The sequence below is a fragment of the Jiangella alkaliphila genome, from assembly GCF_900105925.1.
GTDB lineage: Bacteria > Actinomycetota > Actinomycetes > Jiangellales > Jiangellaceae > Jiangella > Jiangella alkaliphila.
The window spans coordinates 3057548-3077726 of sequence record NZ_LT629791.1; the positions used below are offsets into that span (position 1 = coordinate 3057548).

Genomic DNA, 20179 nt, shown 5'->3' on the forward strand with positions numbered 1-20179 from the left:
TGCCCTAGCGACACAAACAGCGCCATGATCATGGTTCTCATCGATCGGACAGGCGCCGAGTACTCCAGGGTCGATTAGGGCAGGACGGCGGTGGCCTCGATCTCGATCAGCTGGCCCGGGAACGCCAGCGCCGCCACACCGACGAGCGTCGCCGCGGGCGGGCCGTCGGTGCGCACCAGGACGTCGCCGGCGCGGCCGATGCCGGCGCCGACCAGCTCGAGGCTGTGCTCGTCGTAGCCGGCCACGAAGATGCCGAGCCGGACGACGTCGGCGAAACTCGCGCCGGCCGCCGCGAGCGCCGTGGCGACGTTGCGCAGCGCCTGCTCGGTCTGGGCGGCGAGGTCGCCGGTGCCGACCAGGTTGCCGTCGGCGTCGGACGGCACCTGACCGGCGACGATGACCTGGCGCGTGCCGGTGGCGACGACGACCTGGGAGTAGCTCGGCGGCTGGGGGAGGCCGGGCGGATTGATCAGCTGGATGGGCATGGCGGCAGCCTACGGGCGGCCACTGACAGGGTCGGCCGGCGCCGGCGGGGTGCTTCTAGGGTGGCCGCCATGACCGTCGTCCGCTCCATCGCGCTGTTCCTACTCGCCGCGGTCGCCGAGATCGGCGGCGCGTGGCTGGTCTGGCAGGGCGTGCGCGAGCACCGGGGCCCGGTGTGGACCGGCCTGGGCGTCATCGCGCTCGGCCTGTACGGGTTCGTGGCCACGCTGCAGCCGGACGCGAACTTCGGCCGCGTGCTGGCGGCGTACGGCGGGGTGTTCGTCGCCGGCTCGCTGGCCTGGGCGATGGTCGCCGACGGGTTCCGGCCGGACCGCTACGACGTGATCGGCGCGGCGATCTGCCTGGTCGGCGTCGCGATCGTCATGTACGCGCCTCGTCCCTCGTGAGCTCGTAGACGGTCTCGAGGCCGTCCTCGTGGTCCCACTGCTCGCCGACCTCGACGAACCCGTACTGCTGGACGAGGTTGCGCGAGGCCAGGTTGGTGGGGCTCACACTGGCGCGGACGACGCGCACCTGCGGGTCGTGGGCGGCGCGGTCGAGCATCAGCTCCAGCGCGGCGCGCGCGTATCCGCGGCGGCGGTGGGCGGGGTCGATCGCGTAGCCGACCTCGACCCGGCCGTCGCCGTCAGGCGGGCCGTGGAAGCCGGCGCGGCCGACGGCGAGCTGGCGGTCGTCGTCCCAGACGATGCCGGTGATCCAGGTGGCGCTCGCCGGGTCGGTGGCGACCTGCTCGCGACGCATGCGCCACACGCTCGTCCAGTGCGGGCCGGCGCAGTACGGCGTCAGCTCGACCGGCGACGCCTGGTTGGCCGCGACGATGTCGCCGTCGGCGAGGGCCGTCAACGCGGCCTCGTTCAACTGCACGATGCTGACGTGCTTCTGTTCCGTCATCAGTTCTGTCATCGGGGCACATCGTGCTCGCCGCGACGCCGGAACACAAGGCGGCGTGTTCCGGCGTGGCGCGCGTTCAGGCGGCGGGCAGCGGCTCGCCGGTCTCGAGGAGCGTCTTGAGGCTGGCGATCAGCGACGGCCAGCCGCCGCTGATGCTCGTCAGCACCTCGCTGCCGGGCGGGAAGCCGTCGTGGACGACGGTCAGGCGGACCAGATCGCCCTGCGGCTCGAGGTCGAAGGTGACCTTCGACCGCTGCTCCGCCGCCCACCTCGCCACATCGGCCGGGTCGAACCCGTGCGCGGCTGCGAACTCGGGCGTGAACGTGTGCCAGGTGTAGGAGAGCCGGCGGTACGGGTCGGCCTCGAGCACCCGCTGCTCGTCGTCGACGATCGTGGCGCCGGCCTCGTGCCAGACCATCGGCGAGCCGGCCCGCCAGTCGGTGTCGAAGGCGACGCCCCAGTAGCGGCTGGTGAACGCCTTGTCGGTCAGCGCCTGCCAGAGCTGCTCCGGCGTGGTCCTGATGTACGTCGTGTAGGTGAACTCGGTGGTGCTCACAGGGGTGGCCTCCAATGCCGTCTTGAGGTCGGCGAGCGCCTGGACGCGCCCGCGGTGGTATCGGCTGATCCAGCGGTCGGCGATCGCGTTGATCGGCTCGGCGTTGAGGAAGTGGTGCTTCTCGCGGCCGCGCTTCTCGGTGGTCACGAGCTCGGCGGCTTCGAGGACGGCGAGGTGCTTGCTGACCGACTGGCGGGCCATGTCCAGGCCCTCGCACAGCTGGCGCAACGTCTGGCCGCCGGCGCGGTTCAGGCTGTCCAGCAACGCCCTTCGGCTCGGATCGGCCAGCGCCCGGAACACGTCGTCGTCCATGGTTCCTCTTCTGCTGGATAGGCAGCTGTTCGGCTGCCTTTTGCGTCCTGAGAATAGGCAGCCAATCGGCTGCATGTCAAGCCGAGGCCGCGGACAGCCGCACGTGGTTGAGGGATCCAGGTAGCCCGGCCAGCACAGATCCCTCAACCATCGACGCCGGTGCGACGCGGCTTCGTCGCTCCTACGACTGTGGCGCGGCTGAGAGATGCGAGCCGATGATCGTGTTGGTGCTCAGGACGTGCTGGACCAGCTCGCGGAAGTCGTCGAATCGGGGGTGGCCCTGCGCCTCCTCGCGCGACAGCTTGTGGCCGAACAGAGGAGCCGCCTCGAAGGACACGGCCGCCGGGATGAGCTGGACGGCCGGGCCGGGCTGGCCGGGGACCGGGCCGATGCGGCACCCGAACGTGACGTGGTCGCTCTGGTCGTCGCCCTCCCAGGTCCCGAAGATCGCGTCCAGCAGCACGTCGTTGCCGTCGTGGTGGTGGCAGCTCGCGTAGAAGACGGCATACGGGGCGCCGTCACGGTGGACGAAGCCGGTGATGCGGCGGAACGGCTGGGCGCAGTCGGGGCAGCGATGCTCGGCGATCTGCAGGTTCGGCGCGGTGGTCAGCGTCACCGCGGCATCCTCGCATTGAAAGGTGAACCCGAGGAAGACGTGGAGCGGGTGACGGGAATCGAACCCGCATGACCAGCTTGGAAGGCTGGGGCTCTGCCATTGAGCTACACCCGCGCACGGGGACGAGCCCCGTGGGACAGAGTACCCTGTGATCTGGCCTAGACTTGTCCGGGCACCCGGGGCGTAGCGTAGTGGCTAGCGCGCCTGCTTTGGGAGCAGGAGATCGCAGGTTCGAGTCCTGTCGCCCCGACCAGCCCGCGTACGCAACACCGGAACAGCAAGACGTTGCGTGCGCGCCCGCACACCATCCACACAGGAGACACGAAAGCGTGAAGAGCGTCGTCGAGACCCTCAATCCGACCAGGGTCCGGCTCGCGGTCGAGGTTCCCTTCGCCGAGCTCGAGTCGAACATCCAGTCCGCCTACAAGCGCATCGCCGCGCAGGTGACGGTGCCGGGGTTCCGCAAGGGCAAGGTGCCGCCCATGGTCATCGACCAGCGCATCGGGCGGCCGGCGGTGCTGGAGGAGGCCGTCAACGAGGCGATCCCGCAGCTGTACCAGGACGCGATGCGCGAGAACGAGCTGACGCCGCTGGCGCAGCCCGACATCGACCAGCCACAGTTCGGCGAGGGCGAGGACCTCAAGTTCACCGCCGAGGTGACGGTCAAGCCCAAGATCGAGCTGCCTGAGTGGGAGGGCCTCGAGGTCCAGGTCGACGACATCGCGGTCAGCGACGACGACATCAGCGAGCGCATCGACGAGCTGCGGGCGCGGTTCGGCACGCTGGTGACGGTCGAGCGGGCCGCCGCCGACGGCGACTTCGTGCAGATCGACCTCAACGCCACCAACGACGGCGAGCCGGTCGAGGGCGGACAGGCCAGCGGCGTGTCCTACCAGATCGGCCGCGGCGGCATGGTCGAGGGCCTCGACGACGCCCTGGCCGGGCTCACCGCGGGCGAGTCGAAGACGTTCCGGACGACGCTGGTCGGCACGCACGACGGCGAAGAGGTCGACGTCGAGGTGACGGTGCACGCCGTCAAGGAGCAGCAGCTGCCCGAGCTGGACGACGAGTTCGCCCAGCTGGCCAGCGAGTTCGACACCCTCGACGAGCTGCGTGGCGACATCCGCGAGCAGGCTCTGAACAGCAAGCGCATCGAGCAGGCCATGTCGGCCCGCGACAAGGTGCTCGAGCAGCTCATCGGCAACGCCGGCGACATCCCGCTGCCCGAAGAGCTCATCAGCCAGCAGGTTGAGGACCACCTGGCCGACGGCCACGGCGACGACGACCACAAGGCCGAGTTCGAGAAGAACCTGCGCGGTAACCTCACCCAGCAGTTCGTCCTCGACGAGCTGGTGAAGGCCGAGAGCATCGAGGTCTCGCAGGACGAGCTCAGCTCGTACATCATCCAGCAGGCCATGCGCTCGCGCATCGACCCCAACCAGCTCGCCCAGCAGCTGGTCGACCAGGGCAACCTGCCCTCGGTCGTCGCCGACGTGGCGCGCGGCAAGGCGCTGGCGCTCGCCGTCGAGAAGGCCAAGGTCACCGACGCGTCCGGGAACGGCGTCGAGCTGAACCGGCTGCGCGAGGACGGCACCCTGGCCGACCCGAACGAAATCGAGGGCGTCACCGCCCCGGCGGTCGACGGCTCGTTCGAGTTCGCCGAGCTCGACGCGGAGCAGGCCGACGACGCGGCGGACGAGGCCGGCACCGACGAAGCCGAGGCCGACGAGGCCGAGGCCGACGAGGCCGACGACGCGGACGAGAAGAAGGCCTGACGGCCGGACCGACCCGAACAGCACGTGTACGCAGATCAGGTGGCCATGCCGACGGCTGGTCACCTGATCGCGTTTCCGCACCATATCGACCCGCCGCACACGCCGTCAGCGAACACGGGCCATGCGGCGGATGGTCGCCGCGGCCTTTGTGGTTAGTGTCGTTGGCACCACGAAGAAGCAAGAAGTCTCATACGGTCTCGACGACCAGAAGTAGCCCCAAGGAGATCACGGTGAGCACACGCCCCGAGACGTCGGGCCCGTCCCTTATCCAGGCCCACGCACCGTCGCCCGGCATCGGTGGTCTCGACGACCACATCTACAACCGGCTGCTGCGGGAGCGCATCATCTTCCTCGGCTCCGAGGTCCGCGACGAGAACGCCAACGCCATCTGCGCGCAGCTGCTGCTGCTGGCGGCCGAGGACCCCGACCGCGACATCAACCTCTACATCAACTCGCCGGGTGGCTCGGTGTCGGCCGGCATGGCCATCTACGACACCATGCAGTACGTCAAGCCCGACGTCGTCACGCTGGCGATGGGCTTCGCGGCCTCCATGGGCCAGTTCCTGCTGACGGCGGGCGCGCCCGGCAAGCGCTACGCCCTGCCGCACGCCCGCATCCTCATGCACCAGCCCTCCGGCGGCATGGGCGGCTCGGCCAGCGACATCCGCATCCAGGCCGAGGCGATGCTGCGCACCAAGAAGGAGATGGCCGAGCTGATCGCGCACCACACCGGCCAGACGGTCGAGCGCATCGAGGCCGACTCCGACCGCGACCGCTACTTCACGCCGCAGGAGGCGCTCGAGTACGGCTTCGTCGACCACGTGGTCGAGAGCGCCTCGCAGGTCTCCCAGGGCGGCGGCACGGCCTGACGCCGCCAACGACACCACGAGCGAACACCCCGACAGAGGAGACCCAGTGAACTACTACATCCCGCAGTGGGAGGAGCGCACCTCCTACGGGTTCCGGCGCATCGATCCGTTCGGCAAGCTGTTCGAGGAGCGCATCATCTTCCTCGGCACGCCCATCACCGACGACGTCGCCAACGCCGTCATGGCACAGCTGATCTGCCTGGAGTCAATGGAGCCCGACCGCGACATCGAGATCTACATCAACTCGCCCGGCGGCTCGTTCACGGCCATGACGACGATCTACGACACCATGCAGTTCATCAAGCCGGACGTCCGGACGGTGTGCATGGGCCAGGCCGCGTCCGCGGCGGCCGTGCTGCTGGCGGCCGGCGCCCCCGGCAAGCGGCTGGCGGTGCCGAACGCGCGCATCCTGATCCACCAGCCCTACACCGAAGGCACCTACGGCCAGGCCAGCGACATCGAGATCCAGGCGAACGAGATCCTGCGCATGCGGGCGCTGCTGGAGAAGATGCTCGCCGACCACTCCGGCCGCAGCCTCGAGCAGGTGCGCAACGACATCGAGCGCGACAAGATCCTGACCACGCAGGAGGCCATCGACTACGGCCTCGTGGACAACTTCACCGCTTCGCGCAAGGCCAGCCTGGTCGGCTGACCTCGCACAGATCGGGCCTGGCGCACGACGCGCCGGGCCCGATCCGCTCTCCGGGTGCCCGTTCCTCGGCCGGACGTTGTAACGTCGAAGGCAACGCAGGGGCTCGCGAGGGCGGGCGCACCGCACGACGTCGAGGAAGGACGTACCGCGTGGCACGCATCGGCGACGCTGACCACCTGCTCAAGTGCTCGTTCTGCGGTAAGAGCCAGAAGCAGGTCAAGAAGCTCATCGCAGGGCCCGGCGTCTACATCTGCGACGAGTGCATCGATCTGTGCAACGAGATCATCGAAGAGGAGCTCAGCGAGACCGCCGAGGCCGGCGGGCTGTCCGAGCTGCCGAAGCCACGCGAGATCTACGAGTTCCTCGAGCAGTACGTCATCGGCCAGGACGTCGCCAAGAAGGCGCTCTCCGTCGCCGTCTACAACCACTACAAGCGGGTCCAGGCGCGCCAGTCCGCCGCCGCCCGCGGCCACGGCAAGGACGACGCCGTCGAGCTGTCCAAGTCGAACATCCTGCTCATCGGCCCGACGGGGTGTGGCAAGACCTACCTCGCGCAGACGCTGGCGAAGATGCTGAACGTGCCGTTCGCCATCGCCGACGCCACCGCGCTGACCGAGGCCGGCTACGTCGGCGAGGACGTCGAGAACATCCTGCTCAAGCTCATCCAGGCCGCCGACTACGACGTCAAGAAGGCCGAGACCGGCATCATCTACATCGACGAGGTCGACAAGATCGCCCGCAAGAGCGAGAACCCGTCGATCACCCGCGACGTCTCCGGCGAGGGCGTGCAGCAGGCGCTGCTGAAGATCCTCGAGGGCACGACGGCCAGTGTGCCGCCGCAGGGCGGCCGCAAACACCCGCACCAGGAGTTCATCCAGATCGACACCACGAACGTGCTGTTCATCGTGGGCGGGGCGTTCGCCGGGCTGGACGACATCATCCAGGGCCGCATCGGCAAGCGCGGCCTGGGCTTCGGCGCGGAGATCCACTCCAAGGCCGAGCGCGACGCGGTGAACACCTTCGGCGAGGTGATGCCGGAGGATCTGCTGAAGTTCGGGCTGATCCCCGAGTTCATCGGCCGGCTGCCGGTCATCACGACCGTCAGCCCGCTGGACCGCGCGGCGCTCATCCGCATCCTGTCCGAGCCGCGCAACGCGCTGGTGAAGCAGTACCAGCGGCTGTTCGAGCTGGACCACGTGGAGCTGGAGTTCACCGACGACGCGATCGATTCGGTCGCCGATCTGGCGCTGCTGCGCGGCACCGGCGCGCGCGGGCTGCGGGCGATCCTCGAAGAGGTCCTGCTGCACGTGATGTACGAGGTCCCGTCGCGCGACGACGTCGCCCGCGTGGTCATCACCCGCGACGTGGTCGAGACCAACGTGCTGCCGACCCTGGTGCCCCGTGAGGGCCCGCGCAAGCGCGAGCGCCGCGAGAAGTCCGCCTGACGCCTGACTTCTGCTGAAGACATTGGCCGATCCGACGAACCCGTCCGACCCGGTCTGCGGTTGAATCCGGCCATGAGCGAGACACTCGTCCTGCGTGGCGGCATCGTGTTCGACGGCCTCGGCTCGCCCGGGGTGGAGGCCGACGTCGTCGTCGCCGACGGCGTGATCCGCGCGGTTGCGCCCGGTGCGGCGGCCGGCGAGACCGGCGCCCGCACCCTCGACTGCACCGGCCACTACGTCGCACCGGGCTTCGTCGACGCCCACTCGCACAGCGACATGGTCCCGCTGATGGACGAGGCGCAGCCGTTCAAGCTGTTGCAGGGCGTCACCACCGAGGTGGCCGGCAACTGCGGGTTCAGCTTCGCCCCGCTCGACGAGGCGTCGGCGGCCGTCGTTCAGGCGATGTACGGCGAGCTGGGCTGCGACATCCCGCCACCACCCGGCTCGTTCGCCGACTTCCTCGACCTCGCCGAGCGGCGCGGCCCCACCAACCACCTCGCCTACCTCGTCGGCCACCACACGCTGCGGCTGACCGCCAACGGGGCCGGCGACGAGCTGCGCCCCGGCGCCGTCGAGCACATGCAGCGGCTTGCCGCCGAGGCGTTCGAGGCCGGCGCCGTCGGCTTCTCCACCGGCCTCATCTACCCGCCGGGCTGCTTCGCCGAACGGGACGAGCTGGAGGCGATCGCCCGGGTCGCCGGCGCCTACGGACGCACGTACGCCACCCACATGCGCGACGAGGGCCGCAACGTCGAGGCCGCCATCGACGAGGCGGTCGCGGTCGCCCGGGCCGGCGGCGTCCGGCTGCAGATCTCGCACTGCAAGGCCGCCGGGAAGGCCGCGCACGGCAAGAGCGGCGCGCTGCTGGAGCGCATCGAGGCGGCCCGGCTAGCCGGCGTCGACGCGATGGGCGACCAGTACCCGTACCTCGCCGGCGGGACGGTCCTGCTCGCGCTGCTGCCCAACCGCGCGGCCGAGGGCGGTGCGGCGTCGATGACGGCGCGGCTGTCCGACCCCGCCTACCGGGTCGGGCTGCGCGCCGACGCCGAGCGCGGCGACCCTGGCGACGGCATGTGGGCCAACACGAGTGCGGCGCAGGTCATCGTCACCGGCCACCGCGACCCGGACGTCGTCGGCCGCACCATCGCCGACCTCGCCGGGCAGCGCGGCGCGGACGGCTTCGACACCCTCTGCGACCTCGTCGTCGACGACCCGGCCGCGATGATCGTCGTCGAGATGATGGCCGAGCCCGACGTGCGCACGATCATGGCCAGCCCGCTGGTCGGCATCGGCTCCGACAACGGCCCGCCGATGGGACTGCAGCACCCGCGCACGTACGGCTGCTTCCCGCGGGTGCTCGGCACCTACGTCCGCGACGAGAAGGTGCTGACCTGGGAGGAGGCGATCCGCAAGGCGACGTCGCTGATCGCCCGGCAGTTCGGGCTGGCCGGACGGGGCGTGCTGCTGCCCGGCGCGCACGCCGACGTCACCGTGTTCGACCCCGAGCGCATCGGCCACGCGGGCACCTACACCGACCCCGGCGTGACGCCGGACGGCATCGAAACGGTCGTGCTGGCCGGCCGGGTGGTCGTCGACGGCGGCGGCTTCACCGGCGAGCGGGCCGGTCGCGTGCTGCGCGCCTGACCATCGGTAGGCGCCGACGAGTTCTGCCGCCCGGGGTCGTCGGATCGGACAAAGACGTGACGCGGGTCACGGGGACAGGCTGTGCGGACCACCCTGCTCTCCCGAAGGAGTCGTCATGCGCATACGCCGGAAGGTCACGTTCGCCGCGGCCCTGACGCTGCTCCTCGCGGCCTGCGGCGGCTCCGATGACGGTGACGCCGGCGGGTCCGGTACGGCGGGCGGCGAGGCCGAACCCGTCGTCGACGGGACGTTCACCACCGCGGTCGCCGCCGACCCGGGCAACCTGCACCCGCATCTGACGGTGCTCGCGGCGACCCGGGCCATCGACAACTACCTGTACGACAAGCTGGTCTACTTCACCGTCGACGGCGAGGAGCTGCCGTGGCTGGCGGAGTCGTGGGAGGTCACGACCGACACCGTCACCTACACGCTGCGCGACGGTGTGACCTGCTCCGACGGCACCCCGCTGACGGCCTCGGACGTCGCGGCGAACTTCCAGTTCGTGGTCGACGACGCGAACGTCTCGCCGGTGCGCGGCGTGCTGGTGCCGGCCGCGATGACCGCGACCGCCGACGACGCCGCCCGCACCGTCACCATCACCGTGCCGGCGCCGGACCCGTTCCTGCTGCAGAGCACCGGCGACCTGTTCATCGCCTGCCGGGCCGGCCTGGACGACCCGTCGCTGCTGGAGGAGGACGGCATCGGAACCGGGATGTTCGAGCTGACCGAGGTGGCCCGCGACGACCACTACACCTTCCAGCGCCGCGACGACTACACGTGGGGTCCCGACGGCATCACGGCCGCCGACCCGGGGACGCCGGCGACGGTGGACATCCGCGTCATCGCGAACGAGTCGACCGCGGCGAACCTGTTGCTGTCCGGCGAGCTGAACGCCGCCTCCGTCGTCGGCCCGGACCGGCAGCGGCTGGAGCAGACCTACGAGGAGGTCAGCCTGCGCGCGGTCGTCGGCGAGCTGTTCTTCAACCAGGCCGCGGGCAACCCCGGCGCCGACGACGCCGTCCGTGCGGCGCTGGCTCAGGCGCTGGACTTCGAGGAGCTCATGTCGGTGATCACCGGCGGCTACGGGCAGCGGTCCGAGGCGCTCGCCGTCATCGACCCGGTGGCCTGCCGCTACGACGCCGTCGACGGGAACCTGCCGGAGCACGACGCCGATGCGGCCGCCGCGGCCCTGGACGCGGCCGGCTGGACGGCCGGCTCGGACGGGGTGCGCGCCCAGGACGGCACCCGGCTGGAGCTGGAGCTGATCTACAACAGCACCCGCGGCGACACCACCGCCGCCGCGGCCGAGCTGATCGCGTCGACGTGGACCGAGCTGGGCGTCGCCGCCACCACGCGCGGCCTGCCGCCGACTGAGTACAACGAGGTGGTCTTCGGCACCGGGGCGTGGGGCGCGGCGCTGCTGCCGGTGAACCTGCGGCTGCCCAACCAGATGGTGCCGTTCCTGTCCGGCGCGACGCCGGCCGACGGCGGGGTCAACCTCGCCTCGATCGACAACCCGGAGTACGCCGCCGCCGTCGCCGAGGCGATGACGCTGCCCGGCCAGGAGGGCTGCGACAAATGGATGGAGGCGGAGCAGGCGCTGTTCGCCGCGAACGACGTGCTGCTGTTCGCCGACGAGACCATCCCGCTGTTCCTGGACGGCGTCACGGTCGAACGCGGCGGTGACGGCCCGATTCCGGCGACGATCCGGCTGTCGGCCCCGTGACGGCTCCCGTCGCACCACCCGCGCCGTCCACCGTGGCGGCGTGGGCGGGCAACCCGTGGGCCGCCTTCCTGGCCCGCCGGCTGGGCCGGCTGCTGGTGTCGCTCGCGGTGCTGGTGACGCTGGCGTTCGGGATGATCCACCTGATCCCGGGCGACCCGGTGCGGGCGGCGCTCGGCGTCACGGCGCCGCCGGACCTGGTGGAGGCGCGGCGCGAAGCACTCGGGCTGAACGACCCGATCGGCGTGCAGTTCGTGGACTATGTGCGGTCGCTGTTCTCCGGCGACCTCGGCGTCTCGATGACGTCCGGGGTGCCGGTGTCGGAGACGATCGGCCAGCGGCTGCCGGCCACCGCGAGCCTGGCGATCGTGGCGTTCGTCGTGGTGATGCTGGCCGCCATCCCGCTCGGCCTGGCGATGGCGGTGCTCACCCGCGGCGGTCGGCGTCGCGGCACCGAGCTCGGCTTCACCTCCACCAGCGCGGTGGTCGCGGCGATCCCGGAGTTCCTGCTGGCCGTCGGGCTGGTGTTCGTGTTCGGCGTCTCGCTGGGCTGGTTCCCGGTGGCCGGGCGCGGCGACGCGTCGTCGTACGTGCTGCCCGTGTTGGCGCTGTCGCTCGGGCCGGCGCTGCTGATGGCCCGCATCGTCCGGGTCGAGGCGCTCGCCGTGATGGACGAGGACTTCGTCCGCACCGCCCGGGCCAAACGGCTGCCGCCCCTGCGGGTGTACCTGCGCCACGTCTTCCCGAACGCGCTGACCTCGACGCTGACCATCGGCGGGCTGCTGCTCAGCGGCATGATCGTCGGCACGGTGCTGGTCGAGAACGTGTTCGCCTGGCCCGGTATGGGCATGACGATCGTCTCGTCGATCCTGGCCAAGGACTACCCGGTCGTGCAGGGCATCGTGCTGGTCTACGGCGCCGCGGTGCTGCTGGTGAACCTCGTCGTCGACGTGCTGCTGGCGGTCGCCGACCCGCGCTCGACGATCCGGGAGGGCTGATGCGACGCGAACAGTGGCGGGCCGCGCTGCGCAACCCGGTCGGCGCGGTGGCGGCGGGCCTGCTGGCCGTGCTGGCAGTCCTGGCGATCGTGGCGCCGATGATCTGGGGCGACGCGGCCGAGGAGACCGACCCGGCGGCGCTGTCGCAGGGCTCCACCTCCGAGCACCTGCTGGGGACGGACGCGCTCGGCCGCGACATCCTGCTGCGGGTCTTGGTCGCGACGCGGTACTCGCTCGGCCTCGCGCTGCTGGCCACGGCGATCTGCGTCGGCGTCGGGGTCCTGCTGGGCGTGCTGCCGGCGGTGCTCGGACGGCGGGCCGGACGGCTGGTGACGGCGGCCGTGAACCTGGCCGTCGCGTTCCCCGGCCTGCTGCTGGCGCTGTTCTTCGCGGTCGTCTTCGGGGTCGGCGCGCGCGGTGCGGTGCTGGCGATCGGCCTGGCCGGCGCGCCGTCGTTCGCCCGGCTGGTGCAGACGAACGTGGCGGCGGTGTCCGGACGGGACTACGTGGCGGCCGCGCGGGTGGCGGGGGTCGGCCGGTTCCGGCTGATCGCCCGGCACCTGCTGCCGAACATCGGCGAGCCGCTGGTGGTGAACGCGACGGTGCTGGCCGGCGGCGCGCTGCTGGCGTTCGCCGGGCTGTCGTTCCTGGGCCTCGGCGTCCAGCCGCCCGCGTACGACTGGGGCCGGCTGCTCGGCGAGGGACTGGACCGCATCTACATCAACCCGGCCGCGGCGCTGGCGCCCGGCGTCGCCGTCGTCGTCGCGGGGCTCGCCTTCACCCTGCTCGGCGAGTCGATCGCGCAAGTGGTCGGGGTGCGTGCGGTGCGACGGCGGCAGCCGCCGGCAGTGCCCGCGCCGGCGGCCGAGGCCGGCACCGACGCTGCGGGCGAGGCCGTCCTGTCCGCCCACGACCTGCGGGTCGGCTTCCCGGCGCCCGGCGGCGGCTGGACCCACCCCGTCGACGGCGTGAGCCTCACCGTCCGTCGCGGCGAGACCGTCGGTGTCGTGGGGGAGTCCGGCTCCGGCAAGAGCCTCACCGCGCTCGCCGTCGCCCAGCTCGCCCCCGACTCCGCGCACGTCACCGCCGGACGCCTGGAGGTGGCCGGCGTCGCGCCGCTCGGCCACCCCGACGCGCAGGTGCGCGAGCTGCTCGGCACCAAGGTCGCGATGGTGTTCCAGGACCCGATGACCTCGTTCAACCCGTCGATGCGGATCGGCGGGCAGCTGGCCGAGGTGACCCGGGTGCGCGAGGGCCAGGGCAAGCGCGCGGCCCTCGCCCGCGCCGTCGACCGGCTGCGCACGGTCCGGGTGCCGGCGCCGGAGCGGCGGGCGCACCAGTATCCGCACGAGTTCTCCGGCGGCATGCGCCAGCGAGCGATGATCGCGATGGGCCTGATGAGCACGCCGGAACTGATCATCGCCGACGAGCCGACCACCGCCCTCGACGTCACCGTGCAGCGGCAGGTGCTCCGGCTGCTCAAGGACGTGCAGGCCGAGACCGGCGCGGCCGTCGTGCTGATCTCGCACGACATCGCCGTCGTCGCGCAGCTGTGCGAGCGGGTGGTCGTCATGTACGCCGGCCGGGTGGTCGAGGAGCTGCCGGTCGACCGGCTCGGCGCGGCCGCCCACCCGTACACCCGCGCGCTGCTGGCGTCCGTCCCCGACCTGGCGACCGACCGCGAGCGCCCGCTGGCGACGATCCCGGGCCGCCCGCCGGACCCCGCCGACCGGCCGGAGGGCTGCGCGTTCGCGCCGCGCTGCGACTTCGCCGACGACGCCTGCCGGGTGCGGCCCGGCCTGGACGCCGTCGCGCCGGAGCAGCGGGCCGCCTGCTGGCACCCGCGCACGCAGCCGCTGGACCTGGCGCTGGACGCCGTAACAGGAGGCCAGGCATGAGGGAGCTGTCGTTCGAGGGCACCACCGTCCGGTTCGGGACCGGCCGATCCGCGCTGACCGCCGTCGACGGCGTCGACCTCACCGTCCCGGCGGGCTCCGTGGTGGGGCTGGTCGGCGAGTCCGGTTCCGGCAAGTCGACGCTGGCCAAGGCCGCCGTCGGGCTGGTCCCGACGTCCGGCGGCGAGATCAGGCTGGACGGCGCGCCGCTGCGCACCGGCCGCGACCGGCGCCGGCTGCAGCTGGTCTTCCAGGACCCGCACGCCTCGCTGGACCCGCGGATGACCATCGGCGAGACGATCGCCGAGGCGCTGCCCGGCCGGCGCCGCCGCGCCGCCCGGACCGCCGAGGTGGCCCGGCTGCTCGAGCTGGTCGGCCTGGACCCGGCCCGGGCGAGGACGTTGCCGTCCGGGCTCTCCGGCGGGCAGCGGCAGCGGGTCGCGCTGGCCCGCGCGCTGGCCGCCGAGCCCGAGGTCGTGCTGGCCGACGAGATAACCTCGGCGCTCGACGTCTCCGTGCAGGGCTCGGTGCTCAACCTGGTCCGCGACCTGCAGCGGCAGCTGGGCCTGACGATCCTGTTCATCTCGCACAACCTGTCGGTCGTGCGCTACGTCAGCGACGTCATCGCGGTCATGTACCTGGGCCGCATCGTCGAGGCCGGCCCGGCCGACGCCGTGCTGTCCGCGCCGCGGCACCCGTACACCCGCACGCTGCTGGACGCGGCGCCGGCGTTCGGCGTCGCGCTGGACGACCCCGTCCCCGCCGACGACACCCGCCTGGACGCCGAGGCGCCGTCGCCGCACGACCCGCCCGCGGGCTGCCGGTTCCACCGTCGCTGCCCGATCGGACCGCTGACCCGGCCGGAGCGCACGATCTGCGCCGAGACCGACCCGCAGCCCGGCGCGGCCGACCGGCCGCACCGAGCCGCCTGCCATTTCGCATCCGAGACCCTGGAGGTGCCGGCCGGATGACCCCTGAAGACATCCTCGCCCTGGTCGTCCCCGCCGAACCGGCGCTGTCGCCGGACGGCTCGCGCGTGGCCTACGTGCTGAAGGGCAGCGACGCCGAGGCGGACGAGAACGTGTCGTCGCTGTGGCTGGTGGACGCGGGCGGCGGCGAGCCGCGGCGGCTCACGCACGGCCGCGCCGACGCTTCACCCGCCTGGTCGCCCGACGGGACGCGGCTGGCGTTCCTGCGCGCGGCGGACGGTCCGCCGCAGCTGTGGCTGCTGCCGCTGGCCGGCGGCGAGCCGGTCGCGCTGACCGACCTGGCGAGGGGCGCGGGCGCGCCGGTCTGGAGCCCCGACGGCACCCGCATCGCGTTCGCCGCCGCCGTCGACACCACCGGCCAGAAGGACACCGACCCGATCGTGCTGGACCGGCTCGCCTACAAGGCCGACGGCGCCGGCCTGCTGCGTGGCCTGCGCCAGCACGTGCACGTGGTCGACGTCGGGACCGGCGCCACGACTCAGGTGACGGACGGCGACTGGAGCGCCGGGGCGCCCGCGTGGTCGCCGGACGGGACGCGGCTGGCGTTCCCGGCCGTGACCGCCGCCGACGCCGACCTGACCGGCGCGTCGTCCGTCTACGTCGTGCCGGCGACCGAGGGCGCGGTGCGCCTGGGTGCGCCGGTCGGAGAGCTGCGCGCCGCCGGCCCGGTGACCTGGACCCGGGACGGCGGCGCGCTGATCGTGGTCGGCCAGCGGGAGGTCGCCGTCGCGCACCAGCGGCTGTTCCGCGTCCCGCTGGACGGAGGCGAGGCGGTCGACCTGGCCGCCGAGCTGGATCGCAACGTCATGCCCGGCGGACCCGGCTACCCCGGCGGGCTGCCGCAGCTCGCGTCCGGCGGCGACACCATCGTCTTCTGCCCTCGCGACCGCGGCTGCACGCACGTGTACGCCGTCGGCGTGGACGGGGGACCGGTGCGGCCGCTGCTCGGCGGCGCCGGCCGGGTCGTGTCGGGGCTGTCCGTGGCGGGGGAGCGGGCCGCGGTCGTCGTCGGCGGGCCGGGCTCGTACGGCGAGGTCGCACTGGTCGATGTGGCGACCGGGGCCGAGACGACGCTGACGGCGCACTCGCCGGCCGGCCTGGAGCTGCCGGTCGCGGAGGAACGGGTCTTCACCGTCTCCGACGGCACCGAGGTGCACGGGTGGCTGCTGCGCCCGGCCGCGGCGACCGGCGCCAGGCCGCTGCTGCTGGACATCCACGGCGGCCCGCACAACGCGTGGAGCCCGGTGCCCGACGGCGGCCACTCCTACCAGCAGCAGCTGGTGCGGCAGGGCTGGTCGGTGCTGCTGCTCAACCCGCGGGCCAGCGACGGCTACGGCGAGGCGTTCTTCTCCGCCGCGGCCGGGCGCTGGGGGCTGGCGGACGAGCGCGACTTCCTGGAGCCGCTGGACCAGCTGGTGGCCGAGGGCGTCGCCGACCCGGACCGGCTGGCCGTCACCGGGTACAGCTACGGCGGCTACATGACCTGCTGGCTGACCGGGCGCACCGGCCGGTTCGCCGCCGCGGTGCCCGGCGGCTCGCTGACCGACATCACCAGCTTCGCCGGCACCTCCGACGCCGGGCACTACCTGGCCGCGTACGAGACCGCCCTCCCGTTCGCCGACCCCGAGAACGCCGCCGCGCAGTCGCCGTACACGAACGTCGCCGACGTGACGACGCCGACGCTGCTGCTGCACGGCCTGAACGACGACCGGTGCCCGGCGGGGCAGGCCGAGCAGTGGTTCGCCGCGCTGCGCGCCCGCGGCGTGCCGGCCCGGCTGGTGCTCTACCCGGGCGCGTCGCACCTGTTCATCCTGGCCGGGCGTCCGTCGCACCGGCTCGACTACGCCAGCCGCATCGTCGACTGGGTCACGCAGCACACGTCGAAGAAGGAGACCCCGATGACGTCCACCCCCGTAGCGACCCTCGACCGCGACCACTGGCAGCGCCGCCTGGACGAGCTGGCTGAGAAGTACCGCGTCCCCGGCGCGACCTTGGGCATCGCCCGCGGCGCCGAGACACTGGAGCTGGCGTTCGGCGTCACGAACGTCGACACCGGCGTCGACGTCACCACCGACACGCTGTTCCAGATCGGCTCGATCACGAAGGTGTGGACCGCGACCGTCGTCATGGCGCTGGCCGACGCCGGCAAGCTGGACCTCGACGAGCCGGTCGTCACGTACCTGCCGGAGCTGAAGCTGGCCGACGAGGAGACCACGGCGCGGGTCACCATGCGGCACCTGCTGACGCACACCAGCGGCATCGACGGCGACTTCTTCCTCGACACCGGCCGCGGCGACGACTGCCTGGAGAAGTACGTCGCGGCGCTGGCCGGGCTGCCGCTGAACCACCCGCTCGGCGCGACGTGGTCGTACTGCAACTCCGGGTTCACCACGGCCGGCCGGGTGATCGAGAAGCTCACCGGCCAGACCTGGGACGTCGCGATGCGCGAGCTGCTCTACGGGCCGCTCGGGCTGACCCACACGGTGACGCTGCCCGACGACGCGCTGCTGTACCGGACCGCCGTCGGGCACGTGCACGAGGAGGACGAGCCGTACCGCCGCGCGCCGATCTGGGTTCTGCCGCGCTCCGCCGGCCCGGCCGGGCTGATCACCGCGACCGTCGCCGACGTGCTCGCGTTCGCCCGCATGCACCTGGCCGGCGGGGTGGCCGCCGACGGCACCCGCGTGCTGGCCGAGGGCACCGCCGCGGCCATGCGCGAGGACCAGGTCCGGCTGCCCGACCCGTACACGCTGGCCGACTCATGGGGCCTGGGCTGGTTCCGGATGGACTGGAACGGCACCCGGCTGATCGGCCACGACGGCAACACCATCGGGCAGTCCGCGTTCCTGCGCGTGTTGCCGGACCAGGACGTCGCCGTCACGCTGCTCACCAACGGCGGGCACACCCGCGACCTGTACGAGACGCTGATCCGGGAGATCTGCGGGGACGTCGCCGGCGTCGAGATGACCACGCCGCTGTCCCCGCCGGCCGAACCGGTCGACGCCGACCTCACGCCGTACGTCGGGACGTACGAGCGCACCAGCGTCCGGCTGGACGTCTGGCAGGCGGAGACCGGAGCGAAGCTCAAGATGACGATGACCCGCGAGCTGGCCGGGCTGGACGAGGAGCCGAAGGAGCTGGACCTCGTGCCGGTGCGCGACGGCCTGTACGTGACCCGGCTGCCCGGCAACGAGACCTGGATGCCGGTGACGTTCTACCAGCTGGCCGACGGCACGCCGTACGTGCACCTCGGGGCCCGCGCGACGCCGAAGGTCTCCTGACTCCGTGTGCGACGTGGAGGGGGCGCTGACGACTTACCGCCGACCGCGAGGTCAGACGGCAGTCTCGAGGTTGACAGCTGCGTTCGCGTCTGCCGGCGTGACCGGGTTCCTGCACGCGGTGGACGTGGGGTCGGGCGTCGAGGTCGGCGTCGAGCCGGACGCGCCGGTCGTCACCGCGAGCGTGTTCAAGGTCTCGGTGCTGGTCGAGCTGTGCCGGCAGTTCGCGACCGGGGAGCGGGAGCCGGCGGACCGGCTGCGGGTGCCGGCCGGGGCGCGGACGCTCGGCCCGACCGGGCTGTCGGTGATGCTGGACGACGCGGACCTGTCGTTGCGCGACGTCGCGTACCTGATGATGAGCGTCAGCGACAACCACGCGACGGACGCGCTGATGGCGCTGCTCGGCCGCGACCGGATCAACGCGCTGATGGTGGAGCTGGGTCTGCCCGGGACGGTGCTGGAAGAGGACTGCGCCGGGCTGTTCCGGCTGATCGAGGCGGACGGTCTCGACGCGGTCCTGGACCCCAGGACGACCAACCGCAGCACGCCGCGCGAGACCACGACGCTGCTGCGGCGGATCTGGGCCGCCGACGGGCTGCCCGCGGCTGCGGGCGAGGAGATCCGCCGGATCATGGCACTCCAGGTCTGGCCGCACCGCCTCACCTCGGGATTTCAGGACGATGATGTGAAGGTGAGCGGGAAGACCGGCACGCTGTCGCACGTGCGCAACGAGGTGGGCGTCGTCGAGTACCCCGACGGCGCGACGTTCGCCGTCGCGGTGTTCCTGCGGCTGCCCGGCGGCGAGTTCCGCAACCCGGCCGCCGACGCCGTCATCGGCACGGCCGCGCGGATCGCCGTCGACCACCTGCGGGCGGCCCGATGAGCACCGCGGCGGCGATGACCGCCGACCTGCGCACCCTGGTGGAGTGCGAGTCGCCGTCGGCCGACCGCGCGGCGGTGGCGGCGTCGGCGGACGGCGTGGCGGCCTTGGGGGAGCGGCTGACCGGCGCCGCGCCGGAGCGGCTGGTCGTCGACGGGCGGACGCACCTGCGCTGGCGGTTCGGGCCGCCCGGCGTCCTGCTGCTCGGCCACCACGACACCGTCTGGCCGGTCGGCTCGCTGGCCGAGCACCCGTGGCGGGTGTCGGAGGGGCGCGCCTACGGGCCGGGCTGCTTCGACATGAAGGCCGGGCTGGTGCAGCTGTTCCACGCGCTGGCCGGGCTGTCGTCGCTGGACGGGATCACCGTGCTGGTCACCGGCGACGAGGAGCTGGGCGCGCTGACGTCGCGGCCGCTGCTGCACGAGGAGGCGGCCCGGGCCGAGGCGGCGTTCGTGCTGGAGGCGTCGGCCGACGGTGGCGCTCTGAAGACCGCGCGCAAGGGCGTCGCCTGGTACGAGGTGCACGTCACCGGCCGGGCGGCGCACGCCGGGCTGGAGCCGTGGAACGGCGTCAACGCGGCGGTCGAACTGGCGCACCAGATCCACGCGATCGCCGCGCTGGACCGCGGGCCGCACGGCGCCACCGTCACCCCCACTCTGACGGCCGCCGGCACCACGGCGAACACCGTCCCGGGGACGGCGTCGGTGCACGTGGACGCGCGGGTGCCGACCGCCGACGAGGCGCGCCGGGTCGACGACGGCCTGGCCGCGCTGCGCCCGGTGCTGGACGGCGCGCGGGTCGACGTGGTGCCGGGGCCGCGGCACCCGCCGTTCGAGCCGTCGTCGTCGGCGTCGCTGTACGCGCTCGCCGTCGAGGTGGCCGACCGGCTGGGGCTGGGGCCGCTGACGTCGGCGCACGTGGGCGGCGCCTCCGACGGCAACATCGTCGCCGGCGACGGCACCCCGACGCTGGACGGGCTGGGCGCCGTCGGGGCCGGGGCGCACGCGCCGGGCGAGTACGTCGTCGTCGACGAGTTGCCTCGGCGGGCCGCGCTGCTCGCCGGTCTGGTCGACGCCGTCCGCGCGGGCTCGTCCGGCCGGACGAACCGGGCCGCCGTGGATGGGGCCGGACGACCATGACGGGCCGTCCGGA

17 protein-coding genes and 2 tRNA genes are annotated in these 20179 nt (G+C 72.6%); 14 read left to right on the top strand and 5 right to left on the bottom strand.

The window, feature by feature from the left end:
- Positions 1–74 precede the first annotated feature (74 nt).
- Positions 75–485 carry a RidA family protein gene (locus tag BLV05_RS14165; RefSeq protein WP_046767399.1) on the bottom strand — a complete coding sequence of 137 codons (411 nt, stop codon included), beginning with the start codon at positions 483–485 and terminating at the stop codon, positions 75–77.
- Positions 486–554: 69 nt separating this feature from the next.
- Between BLV05_RS14165 and BLV05_RS14170 the strand changes: the two genes are divergently transcribed.
- A complete protein-coding gene (locus BLV05_RS14170) occupies positions 555–890 on the top strand; it encodes a YnfA family protein (protein ID WP_046767495.1) in 336 nt (111 codons plus the stop codon).
- Here the strand turns inward: BLV05_RS14170 and BLV05_RS14175 are convergent.
- The 4 genes from BLV05_RS14175 to BLV05_RS14190 all read right to left on the bottom strand — a co-directional run bounded on the left by BLV05_RS14175 (position 865) and on the right by BLV05_RS14190 (position 2993).
- Positions 865–1395 carry a GNAT family N-acetyltransferase gene (locus tag BLV05_RS14175; RefSeq protein ID WP_082155022.1) on the bottom strand — a complete coding sequence of 177 codons (531 nt, stop codon included), beginning with the start codon at positions 1393–1395 and terminating at the stop codon, positions 865–867. The two genes, BLV05_RS14170 and BLV05_RS14175, sit on opposite strands and share 26 nt — an antisense overlap.
- Before the next feature lie 76 nt (positions 1396–1471).
- The gene (locus tag BLV05_RS14180) at positions 1472–2263 is read right to left on the bottom strand and encodes an ArsR/SmtB family transcription factor (protein WP_046767397.1); all 792 of its coding nucleotides are present in this window, start codon (positions 2261–2263) and stop codon (positions 1472–1474) included.
- A gap of 181 nt (positions 2264–2444) precedes the next feature.
- Positions 2445–2879 carry a hypothetical protein gene (locus tag BLV05_RS14185; protein WP_046767396.1) on the bottom strand — a complete coding sequence of 145 codons (435 nt, stop codon included), beginning with the start codon at positions 2877–2879 and terminating at the stop codon, positions 2445–2447.
- Positions 2880–2919: 40 nt separating this feature from the next.
- Positions 2920–2993, bottom strand: a tRNA-Gly gene (locus BLV05_RS14190).
- A gap of 63 nt (positions 2994–3056) precedes the next feature.
- Between BLV05_RS14190 and BLV05_RS14195 the strand changes: the two genes are divergently transcribed.
- The 13 genes from BLV05_RS14195 to BLV05_RS14255 all read left to right on the top strand — a co-directional run bounded on the left by BLV05_RS14195 (position 3057) and on the right by BLV05_RS14255 (position 20166).
- Positions 3057–3132 (top strand) — tRNA-Pro (locus BLV05_RS14195).
- Positions 3133–3208: 76 nt separating this feature from the next.
- Positions 3209–4654 carry a trigger factor gene (gene tig, locus BLV05_RS14200; protein WP_046767395.1) on the top strand — a complete coding sequence of 482 codons (1446 nt, stop codon included), beginning with the start codon at positions 3209–3211 and terminating at the stop codon, positions 4652–4654.
- 266 nt (positions 4655–4920) lie between these two features.
- Positions 4921–5523, top strand: coding sequence for an ATP-dependent Clp protease proteolytic subunit (locus BLV05_RS14205; protein ID WP_046767494.1), 603 nt, complete (start codon positions 4921–4923; stop codon positions 5521–5523).
- Positions 5524–5569: 46 nt separating this feature from the next.
- Positions 5570–6175, top strand: a complete 606-nt coding sequence (locus BLV05_RS14210) for an ATP-dependent Clp protease proteolytic subunit (RefSeq protein WP_046767394.1) — start codon at positions 5570–5572, stop codon at positions 6173–6175.
- Positions 6176–6324: 149 nt separating this feature from the next.
- Positions 6325–7620: an ATP-dependent Clp protease ATP-binding subunit ClpX gene (gene clpX, locus BLV05_RS14215; protein ID WP_046767393.1), complete on the top strand. Its 1296-nt coding sequence runs from the start codon at positions 6325–6327 to the stop codon at positions 7618–7620.
- A gap of 72 nt (positions 7621–7692) precedes the next feature.
- Positions 7693–9264 (top strand): N-acyl-D-amino-acid deacylase family protein, encoded by a 1572-nt coding sequence (locus BLV05_RS14220; protein ID WP_046767392.1) that lies wholly within the window; start codon positions 7693–7695, stop codon positions 9262–9264.
- A gap of 115 nt (positions 9265–9379) precedes the next feature.
- The gene (locus BLV05_RS14225) at positions 9380–10990 is read left to right on the top strand and encodes an ABC transporter substrate-binding protein (RefSeq protein ID WP_046767391.1); all 1611 of its coding nucleotides are present in this window, start codon (positions 9380–9382) and stop codon (positions 10988–10990) included.
- Positions 10987–11985, top strand: a complete 999-nt coding sequence (locus BLV05_RS14230) for an ABC transporter permease (RefSeq protein ID WP_197683650.1) — start codon at positions 10987–10989, stop codon at positions 11983–11985. Before BLV05_RS14225 ends, BLV05_RS14230 begins: the two co-directional genes overlap by 4 nt.
- Complete coding sequence (locus tag BLV05_RS14235) at positions 11985–13883, top strand: dipeptide/oligopeptide/nickel ABC transporter permease/ATP-binding protein (RefSeq protein ID WP_152690625.1); 1899 nt, start codon at positions 11985–11987, stop codon at positions 13881–13883. The genes BLV05_RS14230 and BLV05_RS14235 overlap by 1 nt, the downstream gene beginning before the upstream one ends.
- Positions 13880–14851, top strand: a complete 972-nt coding sequence (locus BLV05_RS14240) for an oligopeptide/dipeptide ABC transporter ATP-binding protein (RefSeq protein WP_046767390.1) — start codon at positions 13880–13882, stop codon at positions 14849–14851. The genes BLV05_RS14235 and BLV05_RS14240 overlap by 4 nt, the downstream gene beginning before the upstream one ends.
- The gene (locus BLV05_RS14245) at positions 14848–18150 is read left to right on the top strand and encodes a serine hydrolase (protein WP_046767389.1); all 3303 of its coding nucleotides are present in this window, start codon (positions 14848–14850) and stop codon (positions 18148–18150) included. The genes BLV05_RS14240 and BLV05_RS14245 overlap by 4 nt, the downstream gene beginning before the upstream one ends.
- Positions 18151–18247: 97 nt before the next feature.
- On the top strand, positions 18248–19030 hold the full coding sequence (locus tag BLV05_RS14250) for a serine hydrolase (RefSeq protein WP_197683651.1): 783 nt from the start codon (positions 18248–18250) through the stop codon (positions 19028–19030).
- Positions 19027–20166 carry a M20/M25/M40 family metallo-hydrolase gene (locus BLV05_RS14255; RefSeq protein WP_046767388.1) on the top strand — a complete coding sequence of 380 codons (1140 nt, stop codon included), beginning with the start codon at positions 19027–19029 and terminating at the stop codon, positions 20164–20166. Before BLV05_RS14250 ends, BLV05_RS14255 begins: the two co-directional genes overlap by 4 nt.
- The last annotated feature ends 13 nt before the right edge of the window (positions 20167–20179 follow it).

Excerpts from the sequence above, each read along its gene's own strand:
- BLV05_RS14165 (WP_046767399.1), bottom strand. The coding sequence starts at position 485 with ATGCCCATCCAGCTGATCAATCCGCCCGGCCTCCCCCAGCCGCCGAGC.
- BLV05_RS14170 (WP_046767495.1), top strand. The coding sequence starts at position 555 with ATGACCGTCGTCCGCTCCATCGCGCTGTTCCTACTCGCCGCGGTCGCC.
- BLV05_RS14175 (WP_082155022.1), bottom strand. The coding sequence starts at position 1,395 with ATGACGGAACAGAAGCACGTCAGCATCGTGCAGTTGAACGAGGCCGCG.
- BLV05_RS14180 (WP_046767397.1), bottom strand. The coding sequence starts at position 2,263 with ATGGACGACGACGTGTTCCGGGCGCTGGCCGATCCGAGCCGAAGGGCG.
- BLV05_RS14220 (WP_046767392.1), top strand. The coding sequence starts at position 7,693 with ATGAGCGAGACACTCGTCCTGCGTGGCGGCATCGTGTTCGACGGCCTC.
- BLV05_RS14225 (WP_046767391.1), top strand. The coding sequence starts at position 9,380 with ATGCGCATACGCCGGAAGGTCACGTTCGCCGCGGCCCTGACGCTGCTC.
- BLV05_RS14235 (WP_152690625.1), top strand. The coding sequence starts at position 11,985 with ATGCGACGCGAACAGTGGCGGGCCGCGCTGCGCAACCCGGTCGGCGCG.
- BLV05_RS14240 (WP_046767390.1), top strand. The coding sequence starts at position 13,880 with ATGAGGGAGCTGTCGTTCGAGGGCACCACCGTCCGGTTCGGGACCGGC.
- BLV05_RS14245 (WP_046767389.1), top strand. The coding sequence starts at position 14,848 with ATGACCCCTGAAGACATCCTCGCCCTGGTCGTCCCCGCCGAACCGGCG.
- BLV05_RS14255 (WP_046767388.1), top strand. The coding sequence starts at position 19,027 with ATGAGCACCGCGGCGGCGATGACCGCCGACCTGCGCACCCTGGTGGAG.